Annotated in this window: 17 protein-coding genes; 7 read left to right on the plus strand and 10 right to left on the minus strand. The window is 55.5% G+C overall.

What is annotated here, in order from left to right; all coding sequences use genetic code 11:
- The first annotated feature begins 2 nt into the window (after positions 1-2).
- From nadC to hofC, 4 genes are all read left to right on the plus strand, one after another.
- Positions 3-896, plus strand: a complete 894-nt coding sequence (gene nadC / locus AC4OVS_RS18485; protein WP_232927570.1) for a carboxylating nicotinate-nucleotide diphosphorylase — start codon at positions 3-5, stop codon at positions 894-896.
- 174 nt (positions 897-1,070) lie between these two features.
- The gene (ppdD, locus tag AC4OVS_RS18490; RefSeq protein WP_023299332.1) at positions 1,071-1,508 is read left to right on the plus strand and encodes a prepilin peptidase-dependent pilin; all 438 of its coding nucleotides are present in this window, start codon (positions 1,071-1,073) and stop codon (positions 1,506-1,508) included.
- A gap of 12 nt (positions 1,509-1,520) precedes the next feature.
- A complete protein-coding gene (gene gspE, locus AC4OVS_RS18495) occupies positions 1,521-2,900 on the plus strand; it encodes a type II secretion system protein GspE (protein WP_022647056.1) in 1,380 nt (459 codons plus the stop codon).
- Entirely contained in the window at positions 2,890-4,074 is a 1,185-nt protein-coding gene (hofC, locus tag AC4OVS_RS18500; protein ID WP_063135787.1) for a protein transport protein HofC, read from the plus strand. The genes gspE and hofC overlap by 11 nt, the downstream gene beginning before the upstream one ends.
- 33 nt (positions 4,075-4,107) lie before the next feature.
- Here hofC and AC4OVS_RS18505 read toward each other — a convergent pair whose 3' ends face one another.
- Complete coding sequence (locus AC4OVS_RS18505; protein ID WP_022647054.1) at positions 4,108-5,151, minus strand: GMP reductase; 1,044 nt, start codon at positions 5,149-5,151, stop codon at positions 4,108-4,110.
- Positions 5,152-5,379: 228 nt separating this feature from the next.
- Here AC4OVS_RS18505 and coaE point away from each other — a divergent pair, with 228 nt between their 5' ends.
- From coaE to yacG, 3 genes are read left to right on the plus strand one after another with little or no spacing between them, the layout of a single operon-like run.
- Positions 5,380-6,000: a dephospho-CoA kinase gene (gene coaE / locus AC4OVS_RS18510; protein ID WP_180243537.1), complete on the plus strand. Its 621-nt coding sequence runs from the start codon at positions 5,380-5,382 to the stop codon at positions 5,998-6,000.
- Positions 6,000-6,743: a cell division protein ZapD gene (zapD, locus tag AC4OVS_RS18515; RefSeq protein WP_022647052.1), complete on the plus strand. Its 744-nt coding sequence runs from the start codon at positions 6,000-6,002 to the stop codon at positions 6,741-6,743. Before coaE ends, zapD begins: the two co-directional genes overlap by 1 nt.
- 9 nt (positions 6,744-6,752) lie before the next feature.
- Positions 6,753-6,947: a DNA gyrase inhibitor YacG gene (gene yacG, locus AC4OVS_RS18520; protein ID WP_003856332.1), complete on the plus strand. Its 195-nt coding sequence runs from the start codon at positions 6,753-6,755 to the stop codon at positions 6,945-6,947.
- Positions 6,948-6,981: 34 nt separating this feature from the next.
- Here yacG and mutT read toward each other — a convergent pair whose 3' ends face one another.
- The 9 genes from mutT to murC all read right to left on the minus strand — a co-directional run bounded on the left by mutT (position 6,982) and on the right by murC (position 17,698).
- Complete coding sequence (gene mutT / locus AC4OVS_RS18525; protein WP_032621758.1) at positions 6,982-7,374, minus strand: 8-oxo-dGTP diphosphatase MutT; 393 nt, start codon at positions 7,372-7,374, stop codon at positions 6,982-6,984.
- Between the two features lie 57 nt (positions 7,375-7,431).
- Positions 7,432-10,137 (minus strand): preprotein translocase subunit SecA, encoded by a 2,706-nt coding sequence (gene secA / locus AC4OVS_RS18530; RefSeq protein WP_022647050.1) that lies wholly within the window; start codon positions 10,135-10,137, stop codon positions 7,432-7,434.
- Between the two features lie 58 nt (positions 10,138-10,195).
- Positions 10,196-10,699: a secA translation cis-regulator SecM gene (gene secM, locus AC4OVS_RS18535; protein WP_032677334.1), complete on the minus strand. Its 504-nt coding sequence runs from the start codon at positions 10,697-10,699 to the stop codon at positions 10,196-10,198.
- A 280-nt stretch (positions 10,700-10,979) separates the two neighbouring features.
- On the minus strand, positions 10,980-11,897 hold the full coding sequence (lpxC, locus tag AC4OVS_RS18540) for a UDP-3-O-acyl-N-acetylglucosamine deacetylase (protein WP_003856337.1): 918 nt from the start codon (positions 11,895-11,897) through the stop codon (positions 10,980-10,982).
- Positions 11,898-11,998: 101 nt separating this feature from the next.
- Complete coding sequence (gene ftsZ, locus AC4OVS_RS18545) at positions 11,999-13,150, minus strand: cell division protein FtsZ (RefSeq protein WP_022647048.1); 1,152 nt, start codon at positions 13,148-13,150, stop codon at positions 11,999-12,001.
- Positions 13,151-13,212: 62 nt separating this feature from the next.
- Positions 13,213-14,469 carry a cell division protein FtsA gene (gene ftsA, locus AC4OVS_RS18550; protein ID WP_003856340.1) on the minus strand — a complete coding sequence of 419 codons (1,257 nt, stop codon included), beginning with the start codon at positions 14,467-14,469 and terminating at the stop codon, positions 13,213-13,215.
- A complete protein-coding gene (gene ftsQ, locus AC4OVS_RS18555; RefSeq protein ID WP_003856342.1) occupies positions 14,466-15,308 on the minus strand; it encodes a cell division protein FtsQ in 843 nt (280 codons plus the stop codon). The genes ftsA and ftsQ overlap by 4 nt, the downstream gene beginning before the upstream one ends.
- 1 nt (position 15,309) lies before the next feature.
- Entirely contained in the window at positions 15,310-16,230 is a 921-nt protein-coding gene (locus AC4OVS_RS18560) for a D-alanine--D-alanine ligase (protein WP_023330111.1), read from the minus strand.
- Complete coding sequence (gene murC / locus AC4OVS_RS18565) at positions 16,223-17,698, minus strand: UDP-N-acetylmuramate--L-alanine ligase (RefSeq protein ID WP_022647046.1); 1,476 nt, start codon at positions 17,696-17,698, stop codon at positions 16,223-16,225. Before murC ends, AC4OVS_RS18560 begins: the two co-directional genes overlap by 8 nt.
- Between the last annotated feature and the right edge of the window lie 9 nt (positions 17,699-17,707).

Raw genomic sequence — 17,707 nt, forward strand, 5'->3', positions numbered from 1 at the left:
TCATGCCGCCTCGCCGCTATAACCCCGACCACCGACGTGACGCGCTTCTGGAACGTATTAATAGTGATATCCCGGCAAGCGTTGCCCATGCCCTGAGAGAAGACCTCGGCGGTGACGTCAGCGCCGATAACGATATTACCGCCCAATTGTTGCCAAAAGAGACACGGTCGCACGCGGTAGTCATCACCCGCGAAGCGGGGGTTTTCTGCGGCAAACGCTGGGTTGAGGAGGTCTTTACCCAGCTGGCGGGCGACGAGGTGCAGGTAACATGGCACGTTGAGGACGGTGATGCGGTCACGGCAAATCAGCCACTGTTCGAGCTGGACGGCCCGTCCCGCGTCTTGCTGACCGGTGAACGCACCGCGCTCAATTTTGTGCAAACGCTCTCTGGCGTTGCCAGTGAAGTACGCCGCTACGTTGACCTGCTGGCAGGCACCCGCACGCAGCTGCTGGATACCCGTAAAACCCTGCCGGGCCTGCGCACCGCGCTAAAATACGCCGTGCTCTGCGGCGGTGGCGCCAACCATCGTCTGGGGCTATCCGATGCCTTCCTGATCAAAGAGAACCACATTATTGCCTCTGGCTCGGTACGTCAGGCCGTGGAAAAAGCCTTCTGGCTGCATCCGGATGTGCCGGTTGAGGTGGAAGTGGAAACGCTGGATGAGCTGGACGAGGCCATTAAAGCGGGGGCTGACATCATCATGCTCGATAACTTCGACACGGAGCAGATGCGTGAAGCGGTCAAACGCACAAACGGCCAGGCGCAGCTTGAGGTGTCCGGCAACGTGACGTTCGACACCCTCCGCGAATTTGCTAAAACCGGCGTCGATTATATCTCCGTGGGAGCCCTGACCAAGCACGTACGTGCCCTGGACCTCTCGATGCGCTTCAAATAACTGATCTTCCCCTCTCCGCCCGGAGAGGGGAAATACGAAACCGCTCGCAATTACGCTGTCCTTCTCTGCAACACTGAATCATTTCCCTGAAAGCCCTTTCACGTTCGCGCTTTTGCCCCTCGTTTCTGCGCGCCGGTACTGCCACAGTAGCGCCACTTAACGTAAGGAGCAGATATGAACAGACAACAAGGATTTACCCTGATTGAGCTAATGGTGGTCATTGGCATTATTGCCATCCTGAGCGCGATTGGCATCCCGGCTTATCAGAACTACCTGCGAAAAGCAGCGCTCACCGATATGCTGCAAACGTTCATTCCCTACCGCACCGCTATTGAGCTTTGCGCCCTGGATCGTGGTGGTGTGGATCGCTGCGACGCAGGAACCAATGGCATCCCCTCCCCGACTACCACGCGTTACGTTTCAGCGATGAGCGTGGCGAAGGGGGTCGTATCGTTAACAGGGCAGGAAAGCCTTAACGGACTTGAAGTGCTCATGACACCGATCTGGAGCGACGGTAACGGTATGACGGGCTGGACGCGCGCCTGCAACATTGCGTCCGACACGGCGCTCAGACAAGCCTGTGAAGATGTTTTCCGCTTCGACAACAACTGACAGGAGTGGACAATGAACACCGAACAGCTTATGACGCTCTGTCAGCGCCATCACGCACTGCTACTCGCAAGCGACACCGAGATGATCAGCATTGCGGTGGTGGGTAATCCTGCCTCTGAGCTGATGGAAGCGTTACGCTTCGCCACGCAGAAACGTATTGATATTGAGTGCTGGACGGCTGAACGGATGGAGAAACGGCTTCAGTCCCTCTCATCATCACACCTACCGGGAATAGTGCCAAACTCAGCCGCTGACGTGCTCAGTACAACGTTGCAGCAGGCAGTGAACCAGCGGGCTTCTGACATCCATATTGAACCGACGGAGCACGGCTACCAGATCCGTTTGCGAATCGACGGTGTTCTCTACCCGCAACCGCCGGTTTCCGCCGCCCTCGGTACGACGCTTGCCGCACGCCTGAAGGTGCTGGGCCAACTGGATATTGCGGAGCGCCGCCTGCCGCAGGACGGTCAGTTTACGGTGGAGCTGGCAAGCGTCCCCGTCTCTTTTCGTATCGCAACCCTTCCCTGTAGCGGTGGAGAAAAAATCGTGCTTCGTCTGCTTCACCAGGTGCAGCAGGCACTGGAGCTTGAACTGCTGGGGATGAGTGCAGACCAGCAGGCCCGTTTTGCCGGGGCGCTTAACAGCCCTCAGGGGTTGATTCTGGTCACCGGCCCGACCGGTAGCGGGAAAACGGTGACGCTGTACAGCGCGTTACAGGCGCGAAATACCCCTGACGTTAATATTTGCAGCGTGGAAGATCCCGTTGAAATCCCGCTTGCAGGCTTAAACCAGACGCAGATTAATCCGCGCGCGGGGCTGACCTTCCAGAGCGTGCTGCGTGCCCTGCTCAGGCAGGATCCTGACATCATTATGGTGGGTGAAATTCGTGACGGCGAAACGGCAGAAATTGCCATTAAGGCGGCGCAAACCGGGCATCTGGTGCTGTCCACCCTCCATACTAATTCGACGACTGAAACGCTGGTACGGCTGCAACAGATGGGCGTCGCGCGCTGGATGATCTCTTCGGCGCTCTCGATGGTGATTGCCCAGCGGCTGGTGCGTCGTTTATGCCCGTACTGCCGACAGGAAGCCAGCCGCCACACCGAATTACCTCGCACGCTGTGGCCCCGGCCGCTTCCTCGCTGGCAACCCACCGGTTGCGAGCGCTGCTACCACGGTTTTTATGGTCGCGTAGCCATTTTTGAAGTGCTCGTCATCGACGACACGCTGCGGCAGGCCATCGCCAGCGGAGCAAGCACGGAGGTGATTGGGTCCAGCGCACGTCAGGCGGGAATGACCTCTTTGTTTGAGCACGGCTGCATGGCCGTAGAGCAAGGGCTGACCACGCTCGAAGAGCTGTTGCGCGTCCTGGGAATGCCCGATGGCTGCTAATTCGCTCTGGCGCTGGCGTGCCCTGACCACCGAGGGGGAGGTGCAAACCGGCACCCTCTGGGCCATCGACCGTAACGCAGCTTACACGGCTCTGGTGCTTAAACAACTGCACCCGCTGGCGCTAAAACGCTGCCAGCAGCGACACCGATGGCAGGTGCAACACTGCTACGATATTTTTCGCCAGCTCGCCACGCTGCTACAGGCCGGACTCACGCTGTCCCAAAGCCTGCACATGCTGGCGGAACAGCATCCTTTGAAGCACTGGCAGGCGCTGCTGCACAGTCTTGCTGATGACCTGAGCGAAGGTTGCGCCCTGTCAGAGGCCATGAAGAAATGGCCAGAGGTGTTTAGCCCCCTTTATGTCTCGATGGTGAAGACGGGTGAGCTGACGGGTAAGCTCGAAGCCTGCTGCCGTCAGCTTGCGCTGCAGCAAAAATCCCAGCAGCAGCTCAGTGCAAAGGTGAAGAAAGCGCTGCGCTATCCGCTGATCATCCTGACGCTGGCCGTTTTCGTGGTGCTGGCGATGGTCACGCTGGTGTTGCCTGAGTTTGCTGCAATCTACAAAACGTTCAACACCCCGCTCCCTTTGCTCACGCAGGCAGTCATGGGGCTGGCGGCCCTGGTTCAGGCGCATATGCTCACCCTTTTGGCCCTGCTCGTGGCAATGGTTGTCATCGCCTGTAAGCTGCGGCGGCATCCGCGCTGGCAGTACGTCCTGTTACATGTACCGGTGATGGGCACGCTGATGCGTGGGCAAAAACTGGGGCAAATTTTTACCGTGCTGTCATTAACCCAGCAGGCTGGAATTGCTTTTTTACAAGGAGTGGAGAGTGTGGAGGAGACCGTTGAGAGTGGCTATTGGCAGGAGAAACTCCGTGAGATACGCAGCGATATCGAACAGGGGATGCCCGTGTGGTCCTCCTTCCAGAAGGCCTCTGTTTTTACACCACTGTGTATTCAGCTCATTCGCACCGGAGAAGTGTCGGGTTCACTGGATGTGATGCTGATGAATCTGGCCCGCCATCATACGGAACAGACATTTCAGCAGGCAGACAATCTGGCGGCGCTTCTTGAGCCTTTGCTACTGGTCGTGACAGGTCTGATTATTGGCACGCTGGTGGTGGCGATGTATCTGCCAATTTTCCATCTGGGGGATGCAATGAGCGCGGGGTAATGCTGGCGCACGGACGCGCGCCAGCCGTAGCCGTCAGAGGCTATTAAATACGCGGTTTTCCTGCTCCTGAACGCGGATAAACGTCGTGCGTTTAGTCAGCTCTTTCAGGCGGGAAGCCCCCACGTAGGTGCAGGCAGAACGCAGACCGCCGAGGATATCGCGCGCCGTGTTTTCGACCGGGCCGCGCAGTGGCAGCTTCACGGTTTTACCTTCCGCCGCACGGTATTTCGCGACACCACCCACGTGACGGGTCATCGCAGATTCAGAGCTCATTCCGTAGAACAGCATGAATTTCTCACCATTCTCTTCCACCACGGTACCGCCGCTCTCTTCGTGGCCGGCCAGCATGCCGCCGAGCATCACGAAGTCCGCGCCGCCGCCGAAGGCTTTCGCCACATCGCCTGGCATGGTGCAGCCACCGTCGCTGATGATCTGGCCGCCCAGACCGTGCGCGGCGTCAGCGCATTCAATTACCGCAGACAGCTGCGGATAACCCACACCGGTTTTCACGCGCGTGGTGCAAACGGAGCCCGGGCCAATGCCCACTTTCACAATGTCGGCCCCGGAGAGGATCAGCTCTTCACACATTTCACCGGTCACCACGTTGCCCGCGATGATGGTTTTGGTTGGCCAGGCTTCACGCGCCTTGCTGACGAACTGGACGAAATGCTCGGAATAACCATTTGCCACGTCAATGCAGACAAAATTCAGCGCCGGATTGGCGTTCAGGATCTGTTTGGTTTTCTCGAAATCTGCATCAGACGTACCGGTCGAGACCATCACATGCTTCACCACGTCAGCCGAGGCTGAGGCGACAAACGCATTCCACTCCTCAGGGCTGTAGTGTTTATGTACCGCAGTAAGGATGTCGAATTGCGCCAGCGCGGTCGCCATCTCGAAGGTCCCGACGGTGTCCATATTGGCCGCGATAATCGGCACGCCAGACCACGTCTGACCGGAATGCTTAAAGGTGAATTGACGTTCGAGTTCAACGTCTGAGCGACTTTTCAGTGTAGAGCGTTTAGGGCGGATAAGAACGTCTTTGAAACCTAACTTCAGATCTTCTTCAATACGCATGTGCGGATTCCTGGGGTTAGAGGCAAATATATTAAAAGCACAACTCCAGTGACGCTATCATACGCACTAATACCTGCTCCGCAAGACTGCGAAATTCTCTTTTTTTACGCTACAATCCTATAAATTTACCTGGTAAAAAGCGGGTAAAGAGAGCTAAACATTGGCTGTTGTAAGTTTGAATTTTAAGCAACTGATTTTAAAACTGAATAATTCCCAGGATCTGATTTAATGGGGTATATCGTCGCATTAACCGGCGGCATCGGTAGTGGTAAAAGCACCGTTGCGCACGCGTTTGCTCGTCTCGGCGTCACGATTATCGACGCCGATATCATTGCCCGTCAGGTGGTAGAACCCAATACACCCGCCTTAAACGCCATCGAAGCGCATTTTGGTCGCCGTGTGATACAGGCTGACGGCACCCTGAATCGTCGGCAGCTGCGTGAGTGCATATTTTCCGATCCGGCGGAAAAAGCCTGGCTTAATGCCCTGCTCCACCCCATTATCCACCAGGAAACTCAGCGTCAGATTGCCGCAGCCAGTTCGCCCTATGTGTTGTGGGTGATCCCGTTACTGGTGGAAAATCAGCTTCAAAATAAAGCAGACAGAACGCTGGTGATTGACGTTTCCCGCGAAACGCAAATCCAGAGAACCATGGCGCGTGACCATGTTTCACGCGAGCATGCTGAACAAATTCTTGCCGCACAGGCCACGCGCGAAGCGCGCCTCGCCGTTGCGGATGATGTTATTGATAATAACGGCGCACCAGATGCCATTGCATCGGATGTTGCTCGTCTGCACGCGAAGTATCTGACCTTCGCCGCGCAGGCCGTTGCACAGGAAAAACCATAATGTCGACTCATATCCTTTTTGAGCATCCGCTTAACGAAAAAATGCGTACCTGGCTACGCATAGAATTTCTTATTCAACAACTTTCACAACATCTGCCCGTCAACGATCACGCCACCGCGCTGCATTTTTTCCGCAACGTGGGCGATCTGCTGGATGTGATTGAACGCGGCGATGTCCGCACTGAGCTGTTGAAAGAGCTGGAGCGCCAGCAGCGTAAATTACAGGCCTGGGCCGAAGTACCGGGCGTAGATAAAAGTCGAATTGACGCTTTACGCCAGCAGCTAAAAAACAGCAGCGCGACGCTGATGGCCGCGCCGCGCGTTGGACAATTTTTACGCGAGGACCGTCTGATTGCGCTGGTGCGTCAGCGTCTGAGCATACCGGGCGGTTGCTGTAGCTTTGACCTTCCAACGCTGCATATGTGGCTGCACATGCCGCAGGAACAGCGCGATCGCCAGGTAAACAGCTGGATGGGCAGTCTGGAGCCGATGAATCAAACGTTATCCCTGATCCTCGATCTTGTGCGTAACTCTGCCCCGTTCCGCAAGCAGACCAGTCTCAACGGTTTTTATCAGGATAACGGCGACGACGCCGATCTTCTGCGTTTGAATCTCTCTCTTGGCGAGCAGCTTTACCCGCAAATTTCCGGACATAAAAGCCGTTTCGCGATCCGCTTTATGCCGCTGGACAGTGAGCATGGCACCGTGCCGGAACGCCTCGATTTTGAACTGGCCTGTTGTTAAGGAGTGCCGATGTCTGACGTAACCACCGTAAACTGCCCAACCTGTGGGAAAACTGTCGTCTGGGGAGAAGTGAGTCCATTTCGCCCATTCTGCTGCAAACGCTGTCAACTTATAGACCTGGGCGAATGGGCGGCGGAAGAGAAACGCATTCCGAGCGAAGGCGATCTCTCGGATAGCGATGACTGGAGCGAAAACCAGCAGTAACATTTAAAGCCTGCTGGCGCTTCGCTTAGCAGGCCTACGGTTGTGCGACCAGCCGGAGGATCACAGGCTCATTGGCAGGCGGGAATTTTTCCGCATCGCTGGCCTGAAGCTCAATCCAGTTACCCGGCTGCCCCTCTTTTCCCCATGGCTCACCTTCCCAGTTTTCCACCAGCCAGAACCACAGCGTTATGTGCCTGTCCGGAAACTGGTACTCCAGCTTATCGAACAGCGTTGCGTCAAGCGGGGTGATCCCCACCTCTTCCTGAAGCTCACGCACCAGCGCCTGCTCCGGCGTTTCACCTGATTCGATTTTTCCGCCGGGGAATTCCCATTTGTTGGCCATATGCGCATCGGCGGCACGTTGGGTAATGAAGATCTGATTTTGCGGGTTGCGAATGATCCCGACAGCAATTTGCAGTGTTTTCATCATGTCACGTCCATAAAAAAGGCGCAGATATCTGCGCCTTTTCGGTTTGTTATGTTCTTAGCTCAGGCGGCCGTGGCACGCCTTGTATTTTTTGCCGGAACCGCATGGGCACGGATCGTTACGACCGACTTTACGATCGCCCGTCTGCGCTGCGATTGCCGCTGCGGCTTCGCTCTCATCGGTCTGATGGCTCAGCTGCTGCATCTGTGCCAGACGCTCAGCTTCTTCACGACGCTGCTGCTCCATCGCTTCCACTTCTTCCGGCATACGCACCTGAACTTTGCTCAGAGTGCTGATGACTTCATACTTCAGCGACTCCAGCATGGCAGCAAACATGGAGAAGGATTCACGCTTGTACTCCTGCTTCGGATCTTTCTGCGCATAACCACGCAGGTGGATACCCTGACGCAGGTAGTCCATTGCCGCCAGGTGCTCTTTCCACAGGGAGTCCAGGGTCTGCAACATTACGCCTTTCTCGAAGTGACGCATCATCTCAGCGCCAACCACTTCTTCCTTACGCTTATAGACGTCCAGCGCGGTTTCGTAGATACGCTCGCGCAGGGTCTCTTCGTGCAGCTCAGGCTCTTTGTCCAGCCACTCTTTGATTGGCAGTTCGAGGTCGAAGTCGTTTTTCAGACGTTCCTGCAGGCCTTCGATATCCCACATCTCTTCCAGAGACTGCGGTGGAATGTGCGCGTCGATAGTGGCTTTGAACACATCTTCGCGAATGCTGTTGATGGTTTCGCTCACGTCGGACACGTCCAGCAGTTCGTTACGCTGGGTATAGATCGCACGACGCTGGTCGTTGGCAACGTCATCATATTCCAGCAGCTGCTTACGAATATCGAAGTTGCGGCTTTCTACTTTACGCTGGGCGTTGGCAATCGCTTTGGTAACCCACGGGTGCTCGATCGCTTCGCCTGGTTTCATGCCCAGTTTACGCATCATGCCGGACACACGGTCAGAGGCGAAAATACGCATCAGCGCATCTTCCATAGACAGATAGAAACGGGAAGAACCGGCATCACCCTGACGGCCCGCACGACCGCGCAGCTGGTTATCGATACGACGAGATTCATGACGCTCGGTACCAATGATGTGCAGACCACCGGATGCCAGCACCGCGTCGTGACGCACCTGCCAGTCGGCTTTGATCTGCGCGATTTGCTCCGGGGTTGGGTTTTCCAGCTCGGCCACTTCGGCCTGCCAGCTACCGCCGAGCATAATATCGGTACCACGACCCGCCATGTTGGTAGCGATGGTTACGGCAGCCGGGTAACCCGCCTGCGCAACGATATCTGCTTCTTTAGCGTGGAACTTGGCGTTCAGCACGTTGTGCTTGATGCCCGCCTTGGTCAGCTCGTTAGACACCACTTCAGATTTCTCGATGGAGATGGTCCCCACCAGAACCGGCTGGCCCTTCGCGGTACGATCGCGAATATCTTCGATGATCGCCTGGATTTTTTCCGCTTCGGTCATGTATACCAGGTCCGGCATATCCTTACGGATCATTGGACGGTTGGTTGGTACTACCACGGTATCCAGCTTATAGATGGAGCTAAACTCAAACGCTTCGGTATCTGCGGTACCGGTCATCCCCGCCAGCTTCTCGTACAGACGGAAGTAGTTCTGGAAGGTGATAGAGGCCAGCGTCTGGTTTTCGTTCTGAATATCCACGCCTTCTTTCGCTTCCACGGCCTGGTGCAGACCATCGGACCAGCGACGTCCCTGCATGGTACGACCGGTGTGTTCATCGACGATGATGACTTCACCGTCTTTAACGATATAGTCAACGTCGCGGGTGAACAGGGCGTGCGCGCGCAGTGCAGCCGTTACGTGGTGCATCAGCATGATGTTGCTCGGGGAGTACAGAGACTCGCCCTCTTCCATAATGCCTTCAGCCACCAGCAGCTCTTCGATTTTCACCAGGCCGCGTTCGGTCAGGTTGACCTGACGCGCTTTTTCATCCACGGAGAAGTGACCTTCACCCTGGAAAGTATCGGAGTCTTCTTTCTCCTGACGCAGCAGGTGTGGAATGATTTTGTCGACTTTACGGTACATCTCGGAGCTGTCTTCGGCCGGGCCGGAGATGATCAGCGGGGTACGCGCTTCATCGATCAGAATGGAGTCAACCTCATCCACCAGCGCATAGTGCAGTTTACGCTGGACGCGCTCTTCAGGGCTGAACGCCATGTTGTCACGCAGGTAGTCGAAGCCGTATTCGTTGTTGGTGCCGTAGGTGATGTCCGCGTTATACGCTTCACGCTTCGCAGGTGCCGGCAGGCCGGACATGTTAATGCCCACGGTCATGCCGAGGAATTCGAACAGTGGACGGTTATTTTCGGCGTCGCGTTGCGCCAGATAGTCGTTGACGGTAACAACGTGAACGCCCTTACCCGTCAGCGCATTCAGGTAAGCCGGCAGCGTTGCAGTCAGGGTTTTACCTTCACCGGTACGCATTTCCGCGATGCAGCGCTCGTTGAGCACCATCCCGCCCAGCAGCTGCACGTCGAAGTGACGCATGCCGAACACGCGTTTACTGGCCTCACGTACTACGGCAAAGGCTTCCGGGATCAGGCTTTCTAAGGTTTCGCCTTTCTCCAGACGCGCACGGAACTCCGCGGTTTTTGCTTTCAGTTCATCATCAGAGAGCTTCTCCATCGCCGGTTCCATACCGTTGATGACGTTCACAGCTTTGCGCATGCGGCGCAGGGTACGATCGTTACGACTACCAAAAACTTTGGTTAACAATTTGATTAGCATAATAAAATCTCAAACGCCCCAGTCGGGCAGATAAATTAAGGTATTGAAAAAGATTAATTTAGCTGAGGCGTTGAGGCCCGGCACGGATGCCGTGAACCTGGCTAATCCAGGTCGAAACAGAGAAGGATGCGGGGGAAACAAAAGCAGTTTGCGCCGTCTGACTCACGGTCACAGGCGGCTGGTTGTCCTGCGTCAGAAGCGCATTGAGCGTATCGAGCAGAGCAAGGTGCTGAGCCTGGACCGGCAGCGTTTCTTCAGCAACAGGCATCGTCTGCGGCGCCATCGCGAACGACAGATGGCGAATAACCGTGCGAATCGCGTGTTGCTGCCAGTAATCAACGGAGAAATTGGGACGACGGCTGGCTTCAAGCCATGCGAGATTAGTGAAGTTAACCCGCGTGGTGAGATCGTGCTTGGTCGTCGTGGAACGTGCTGGGGTTGCCGCGTCTGCGCTGTTGCTGAGCACAGGCAAGCCGAGACTCGCCGCGACCATCCCCAATAAGAGATGCGGCCAGAAGTAACGTCTGCCAAATTGTCGCCAGCGCGTCAGTATTCCGCTCACTTGCTCCACCACGTTCGCCCGCCAGTGCAGGCTGAGTTCATTTATTCTTTTTTAGCGCCCAGATATTACCACTAAAGCCAATACACGACAGCAGGAATGACACCTTGCAGCAGGTAAAAACGGTCATTAATGCAGCGAACACACCGTTATTTGGCACCCAACACAGGCCAGGGGTGAGAGAGACAAATCCAGAAAGGGCAGAAATAAAAACGACTGGCTTCCCTGGTCGGAGAGAGTACCAGGTGAACCAGTCGCTTTTCTTACGAAACGGCTTTAACCGTTACGCCAGGACCATAGTCGGGGCTTTGAACGCCAGCGGCAGTTCAGCTTCGTCTTCGAAGGTCACATATTCCCAGGCTTCCTGTTTTGCCAGGACGGCCTGCAACAGTTTGTTGTTCAGTGCATGACCGGATTTAAACGCGGTAAAGGCACCAATGATGTTGTGACCACACATGAAGAGGTCGCCGATCGCGTCCAGCATTTTGTGACGGACAAATTCATCTTCAAAACGCAGGCCGTCTTCGTTCAGTACGCGATAATCGTCAACAACGATGGCACAATCGAAGCTGCCGCCCAGGCACAGGCCGCGGGATTGCAGATATTCGATATCACGCATAAAGCCGAAGGTACGTGCTCGGCTGATCTGACGCATGAACGCATCCGCAGAGAAGTTCATCGCATAGCGCTGGGTGCTGGAGTCAATCGCAGGATGGTTAAAATCGATGGTGAAGTCCAACGAGAAACCATTGTACGGTTTGAATTCAGCCCATTTGTCGCCATCTTCGACGCGAACGGTCTCTTTAATGCGAACAAATTTCTTCGCGCAGTTCAGTTCTTCGATGCCGGCATCCAGCAACAAATAAACGAACGGAGCAGCACTCCCGTCCATGATCGGGATTTCTGGCGCATCGACTTCAACCATAATGTTGTCGATACCCAGACCCGCCAGGGCGGCGTTCAGGTGCTCTACGGTAGAAATCCGCACGTCATGCTCGTTCACCAGACAAGTACAGAGCATAGTATCACGCACAGATTTGGCATCGGCCGGAAAATCTACCGGTGGATTCAAGTCGGTGCGACGATAGATGACCCCGGTATTGGCCGGCGCAGGGCGTAACGTCAGTGTGACTTTCTTGCCGGTATGTAAACCGACACCCGTCGCCTGAACGATACGTTTAAGTGTCCTTTGTTTGATCATCGTATAATCTCGCCAAATTAACTATCCAACCGAGAGTGTATATCACTAACGGTGGGCCAGTTTAGCACAAAGAGCGCAAATCCCCAAATTCCAGCCAATTCTTAGTCAGCTTGCTTACGCAGGAACGCCGGGATATCCAGATAATCTGGCTCTTTTGCCGTTTGTGGAGTCGGGTCGTTCACCACTTTCGCAGCCGGTTTTTGCTCCTGAGTCAGAGGCGACATACCGTGCTGCTGGTAACGATCCATCACCGGCTGCTGAGTCTGTTTGTTGGTCACGAGGGTGATCTCAGGACGCTTGTCCATACCGATACCGGTGGCCACAACGGTCACACGCAGTTCGTCGTTCATTTCCGGGTCAAGGGACGTACCGATAACAACGGTAGCGTTGTCAGAGGCGAATGCACGGATGGTGTTACCCACGGTTTCGAACTCATCCAGACGCAGGTCAAAGCCAGCGGTAATGTTGACCAGCACGCCGCGCGCGCCAGACAGATCGATATCTTCCAGCAGTGGAGAAGAGATCGCCATTTCAGCGGCTTCTTCCGCACGGTCTTCACCGCTCGCCACGCCAGAGCCCATCATCGCGTAGCCCATCTCGGACATCACGGTGCGAACGTCTGCAAAGTCAACGTTCATCAGGCCAGGACGGGTAATCAGTTCAGCGATACCCTGAACCGCGCCTTTCAGCACGTCGTTTGCCGCGCCAAAGGCGTCCAGCAGAGAGATACCGCGACCCAGCACTTTCAGCAGCTTGTCGTTCGGAATGGTAATCAGAGAGTCCACGTGCTTGGACAGCTCGGTGATACCCTGCTCCGCGAAAGCCATACGCTTCTTACCTTCAAAGTTGAAAGGCTTGGTCACGACAGCAACGGTCAGAATACCTAAATCTTTAGCGACTTCCGCCACAACGGGTGCTGCACCGGTACCTGTACCGCCGCCCATACCCGCTGCGATGAAGACCATGTCTGCACCGTCCAGTGCAGCGCGCAGCGCTTCACGATCTTCTTCAGCCGCGTTGCGGCCCACTTCCGGGTTAGCCCCTGCTCCCAGACCTTTGGTGATGCCACCACCGATCTGAATCGTCTGGCCAACAGCCGTTTTACGCAGCGCCTGCGCATCGGTGTTCACCGCGAAGAATTCAACACCTTCGATGCGCTCGCGCACCATGTGCTCTACGGCGTTACCGCCGCCGCCACCGACGCCGATGACTTTAATCACCGCGTCGTTGGTTAATTCCATAGGTTCAAACATAATCTCTCTCTCCGTTGTGCCTGTCGCCCGAGACCGCTAATTCTCTCCGGTCTCTTAAAAAATTAAAATTCTTTTCGCAACCAGGTGTTAAGTCGTTTGACCCACGACCCCACCGAGACGCGTTTTTCCACCTCTGCCTCACCACTTAAATGGGATTCTTTCCCGTAGTGCAGCAGGCCCACCGCCGTTGAATAGTACGGCTCCTGAGCATAATCCGTTAAACCGGTGATATTCAGCGGCGCACCAATACGCACCTGCGTATGGAACACGCGCTGAGCGCAGGCCGCAAGACCTTCAATTTGCGCTGCCCCGCCGGTTAATACAATCCCCGCTGCGAGATGATGTTTCACACCCTGCTGGCGAAGCTGTTCCTGTAACTGCAAAATCTCTTCGTTGACCAGGTTGAGCAGCTCGGTATAACGCGGCTCAATTACCTCTGCCAGCGTCTGGCGTTGCAGGCTGCGCGGCGGTCGACCGCCTACGCTCGGCACTTCAACGCTCTCGTCTTTGCCGACGATAGAGCCCAGCGCGCAACCGTGGCGCACTTTAATCGCCTCTGCATCGCTCGGTGGCGTACCAAAGGCGTAAGCGATATCGCTGGTCACCACATTCCCGGCGTACGGGATCACTTTGGTGTGGCGCAACGCACCGCCGGTATAGACAGCCATGTCCATTGTACCACCACCAATATCGACCACACAGACGCCCAGTTCACGTTCGTCTTCGGTCAGCACGGAATAGCTCGCGGCAAGTCCGGCGAAAATTAGTTGGTCAACTTTCAGGCCACAACGTTCAACGGCTTTTACAATGTTCTTCGCCATATCGTTGTGACATGTGATCAGGTGCACTTTTGCCTGCATACGTACGCCCGACAGACCGACCGGATTCTTGATACCTTCCTGGTAGTCGATCGCGTATTCTTGCGGGATCACATGCAGCACACGGTGCTCGTCGCGAACACGCACAGATTTCGCCGTGTGGACAACGTTCTCAACGTCTTCCTGCGTCACTTCTTCTTCAGAAATCGGCACCATACCGATTTCATTCTGGCAGCTGATGTGCTTACCAGAAAGAGCCAGATAGACAGAGGAAATCTGGCAATCTGCCATCAATTCAGCCTGGTCGATGGCGCGCTGAACGCATTTCACCACCGACTCAAGGTCGTTTACCCCACCTTTATCCATACCACGGGAAGGGCAGCTGCCCACGCCAATGATATTGACCATACCGTCGGGCAGAACTTCCCCTACCAAAGCGGCAACCTTCGCGGTGCCAATCTCCAGTCCTACTACCAATTTTCTGTCCGTCGACTTGATCATTGTTGTTCTGCCTGTACCTGTGCCTGATTTTGTTGCTGATTAGGTTCCTCGACCGGAGCCGGCTCCCAACCGACTGCTGCGCCTGAGTCATAGCGCAAATCAACGTAGCTTATCCGTTTGCCATCCGTCTGCGCCTGCTGCTGTAAAACCGGGTAAAGTTCTACAAAACGCGCCAGACGTTTCATTGTGTCGCCGCGGCCAAGATTGAGCTTAATGCCATTCGTTAAGGTCAGCTGCCAGGAACGGCGCGCCGTCATCGCAGCATCTTTTAACGTAAAGCGATCCTTAGCCAGCACCTGCCCCATCTCACGAAAACCCTGCAATACTTCGTTTTCGCTGCCTTCCGGGCCATACAACATCGGTAAATTCTGCTTGTTGACACGATCGCTCGGGACGCTGAACGAATTTCCGTCTACGTCAACCATATGCTGATCATTCCAACGCGCAATCGGCACATATTCAACCAGATGAATCTTCAATTCATCAGGCCATTGCTTTCTGACACTCGCCTGTTTTATCCACGGCAGACGTTCAATCTGACTCTGGATAATGTTGACGTCCTGCGTCATAAAGGTGCCAGGCGACCCCAGCGCCAGAATTGACTGGCGAATGTCATCGTTACGCGTGTAGTGACGCTCTCCGGTCACTACCAGCTTCGACAGCGGCAACCGCTGTGCGTCTTCCATCCAGCCCAGCACCATCCAGCCGCTGATAAACACGGTGCACAGCACCCCGAGCAGGAAGATAATCCCTGCAAGACGCGTTCCATTACTCCGGCGCGAAGAAGAATATTCTTCTTCGTCATCGCGGTTGCGCGTGTTCAACGCAGCCTGAGACATATCAGCCCGCCTGGTCCAAAATACGTACGACTAATTGCGAGAAGCTCATTCCCGCCTGACGCGCCGCCATCGGCACAAGGCTATGGCTGGTCATACCCGGAGACGTGTTTGCTTCCAGCAGATAAAATTGCCCATCACCGTCAAGCATCACATCAATTCGTCCCCAGCCTCGGCATCCCAAAACATTCCAGGCTTTAAGCACCAGAGACTGTAATTCCGCTTCACGTTGTGCTTCAAGGCCAGCTGGGCAGAAATATTGCGTCTCATCAGAGAGATACTTCGCCTCATAATCATAGAAGACTCCGGCGGGTTGGATGCGAATTGACGGTAAAATTTCTTCACCAAGCATCGCGACGGTAAATTCCGGCCCGCTAAGCCATTTTTCAATCAGAACTTCTTCATCATGTTGAAATGCCAGAGCTAAAGCGTCAGCCAAATCTACAGCTTTATCAACTTTGGACATTCCCACGCTCGACCCTTCACGGCTAGGCTTCACAATAACCGGTAAGCCCAGTGCCGCAATGCGTGTATTAACGCTGTCCGACAAGCCCAATTCAAATTCACGGCGCGTCAGTGCAACCCATGGCGCAACGGGCAGACCCGCCCCCTGCCACAGCAGTTTGCTGCGCAGTTTATCCATGGAGATAGCGGATGCCATCACGCCACTGCCGGTGTACGGCATACCGATCAGCTCCAGCAGCCCCTGCAACGTGCCGTCTTCACCGCCGCGGCCATGCAACGCGATAAAGGCTTTATCGAAGCCCATCGCTTTCAGCTGCGTAACGTCCACCTCTTTCGGATCAACCGGATGCGCGTCCACGCCACCTTCACGCAGGCCCGCCAGCACGGCAGCGCCCGAATTCAGAGAAACCTCGCGTTCGGCGGAAGTGCCGCCAAACAGGACAGCAATCTTATCAGCCATGACGCTCGTCCTCCTGAGTTTGCGGCTTCAGTTTGATTTCAGCTAAGGTACGGGCGATTTTGCCGATATTTCCCGCACCCTGAATCAGGATCAGATCGTTACCCGTCAGGACCGGGGCAAGCATTTCAGCTACCTGCACCGGGTCGGGGACCAGGATAGGGTCCACTTTACCGCGTCCGCGGATGGTACGACATAAAGACCGACTGTCCGCGCCCGGAATCGGCGCTTCACCCGCGGCATAAACATCCAGCATCAGCAGGGTATCGACCTGCGAAAGGACGTTGGCAAAATCGTCATACAGATCGCGGGTACGTGTGTAACGGTGCGGCTGGAAGATCATGACCAGATTCTTTTCCGGCCAACCCGCGCGTGCCGCTTTGATGGTTGCGTCCACCTCCGTCGGATGGTGACCGTAGTCATCGACCAGCATCGCAGAACCTGGCTTACCGTTTACTGGCTCCAGTGGGAACTCACCCAGGAAGTCGAAGCGACGGCCCGTTCCCTGGAAGCTTTCCAGCGCGCGCAGGATCGCCTCATCATCAATGCCTTCTTCCGTTGCAACAGCCACCGCCGCCGCCGCATTCAGGGCATTGTGACGTCCCGGCGCGTTCAGGGTGACATGCAGGAGCTCTTTATCCTGGCGTGCCAGGGTGAAATGTCCCTGCGCACCAATCTGCTTATAATCTTCCACGCGTACATCAGCGTCTTCGCTGAAGCCGTAGGTGGTAATTTGACGCCCGACGCGCGGCAGCAGCTCGCGGATCACCGGGTCGTCCACGCACATCACCGCACGGCCATAGAACGGCAGGTTGTGCAGGAAGTTAATAAAGGTCTGCTTTAAGTTCTCGAAGTCGCCCTGGTAGGTATCCATATGGTCAGCTTCGATATTGGTGACGATAGCCACCATCGGCTGCAAATGCAGGAACGACGCGTCGCTTTCATCCGCTTCCGCAATCAGATAACGGCTGTGGCCCAGACGCGCATGCACGCCAGCGGCTTTCACCAGACCACCGTTAACGAACGTTGGGTCGAGACCCGCTTCCGCATAAATGCTGGAGACCATCGCTGTTGTTGTGGTTTTACCGTGCGTACCGGCCACCGCAATGCCGTGACGGAAACGCATCAGTTCCGCCAGCATTTCCGCGCGACGGATCACCGGAATGCGCGCCTCATGCGCCGCAACGATTTCCGGGTTATCCGCGGAGATCGCGCTGGACACTACAACCACGCTCGCATCGCTCACATTTTCCGGGCGATGATTGAAATAGATAGTCGCCCCCAGCGACGCCAGCTGCTGCGTAACAGGGTTTGGCGCCAGGTCAGACCCGCTGATCTGATAGCCTTCGTTAGCTAACACTTCGGCAATACCGCCCATGCCAGCACCACCGATGCCGACAAAGTGAATGTGCCGGACGCGACGCATCTCGGGCACGATAGAACGCAGTTTTGCCAGTTGTTGTGTATTCATTCTCTAAAC

The organism is Enterobacter sp. 4974935 (assembly GCF_058661735.1).

What these genes read in the sequence shown, in the direction of transcription:
- nadC (WP_232927570.1), top strand. Translation starts at nt 3, where the DNA reads ATGCCGCCTCGCCGCTATAACCCCGACCACCGACGTGACGCGCTTCTG.
- ppdD (WP_023299332.1), top strand. Translation starts at nt 1,071, where the DNA reads ATGAACAGACAACAAGGATTTACCCTGATTGAGCTAATGGTGGTCATT.
- gspE (WP_022647056.1), top strand. Translation starts at nt 1,521, where the DNA reads ATGAACACCGAACAGCTTATGACGCTCTGTCAGCGCCATCACGCACTG.
- hofC (WP_063135787.1), top strand. Translation starts at nt 2,890, where the DNA reads ATGGCTGCTAATTCGCTCTGGCGCTGGCGTGCCCTGACCACCGAGGGG.
- AC4OVS_RS18505 (WP_022647054.1), bottom strand. Translation starts at nt 5,151, where the DNA reads ATGCGTATTGAAGAAGATCTGAAGTTAGGTTTCAAAGACGTTCTTATC.
- coaE (WP_180243537.1), top strand. Translation starts at nt 5,380, where the DNA reads ATGGGGTATATCGTCGCATTAACCGGCGGCATCGGTAGTGGTAAAAGC.
- zapD (WP_022647052.1), top strand. Translation starts at nt 6,000, where the DNA reads ATGTCGACTCATATCCTTTTTGAGCATCCGCTTAACGAAAAAATGCGT.
- yacG (WP_003856332.1), top strand. Translation starts at nt 6,753, where the DNA reads ATGTCTGACGTAACCACCGTAAACTGCCCAACCTGTGGGAAAACTGTC.
- mutT (WP_032621758.1), bottom strand. Translation starts at nt 7,374, where the DNA reads ATGAAAACACTGCAAATTGCTGTCGGGATCATTCGCAACCCGCAAAAT.
- secA (WP_022647050.1), bottom strand. Translation starts at nt 10,137, where the DNA reads ATGCTAATCAAATTGTTAACCAAAGTTTTTGGTAGTCGTAACGATCGT.
- lpxC (WP_003856337.1), bottom strand. Translation starts at nt 11,897, where the DNA reads ATGATCAAACAAAGGACACTTAAACGTATCGTTCAGGCGACGGGTGTC.
- ftsZ (WP_022647048.1), bottom strand. Translation starts at nt 13,150, where the DNA reads ATGTTTGAACCTATGGAATTAACCAACGACGCGGTGATTAAAGTCATC.
- ftsA (WP_003856340.1), bottom strand. Translation starts at nt 14,469, where the DNA reads ATGATCAAGTCGACGGACAGAAAATTGGTAGTAGGACTGGAGATTGGC.
- ftsQ (WP_003856342.1), bottom strand. Translation starts at nt 15,308, where the DNA reads ATGTCTCAGGCTGCGTTGAACACGCGCAACCGCGATGACGAAGAAGAA.
- AC4OVS_RS18560 (WP_023330111.1), bottom strand. Translation starts at nt 16,230, where the DNA reads ATGGCTGATAAGATTGCTGTCCTGTTTGGCGGCACTTCCGCCGAACGC.
- murC (WP_022647046.1), bottom strand. Translation starts at nt 17,698, where the DNA reads ATGAATACACAACAACTGGCAAAACTGCGTTCTATCGTGCCCGAGATG.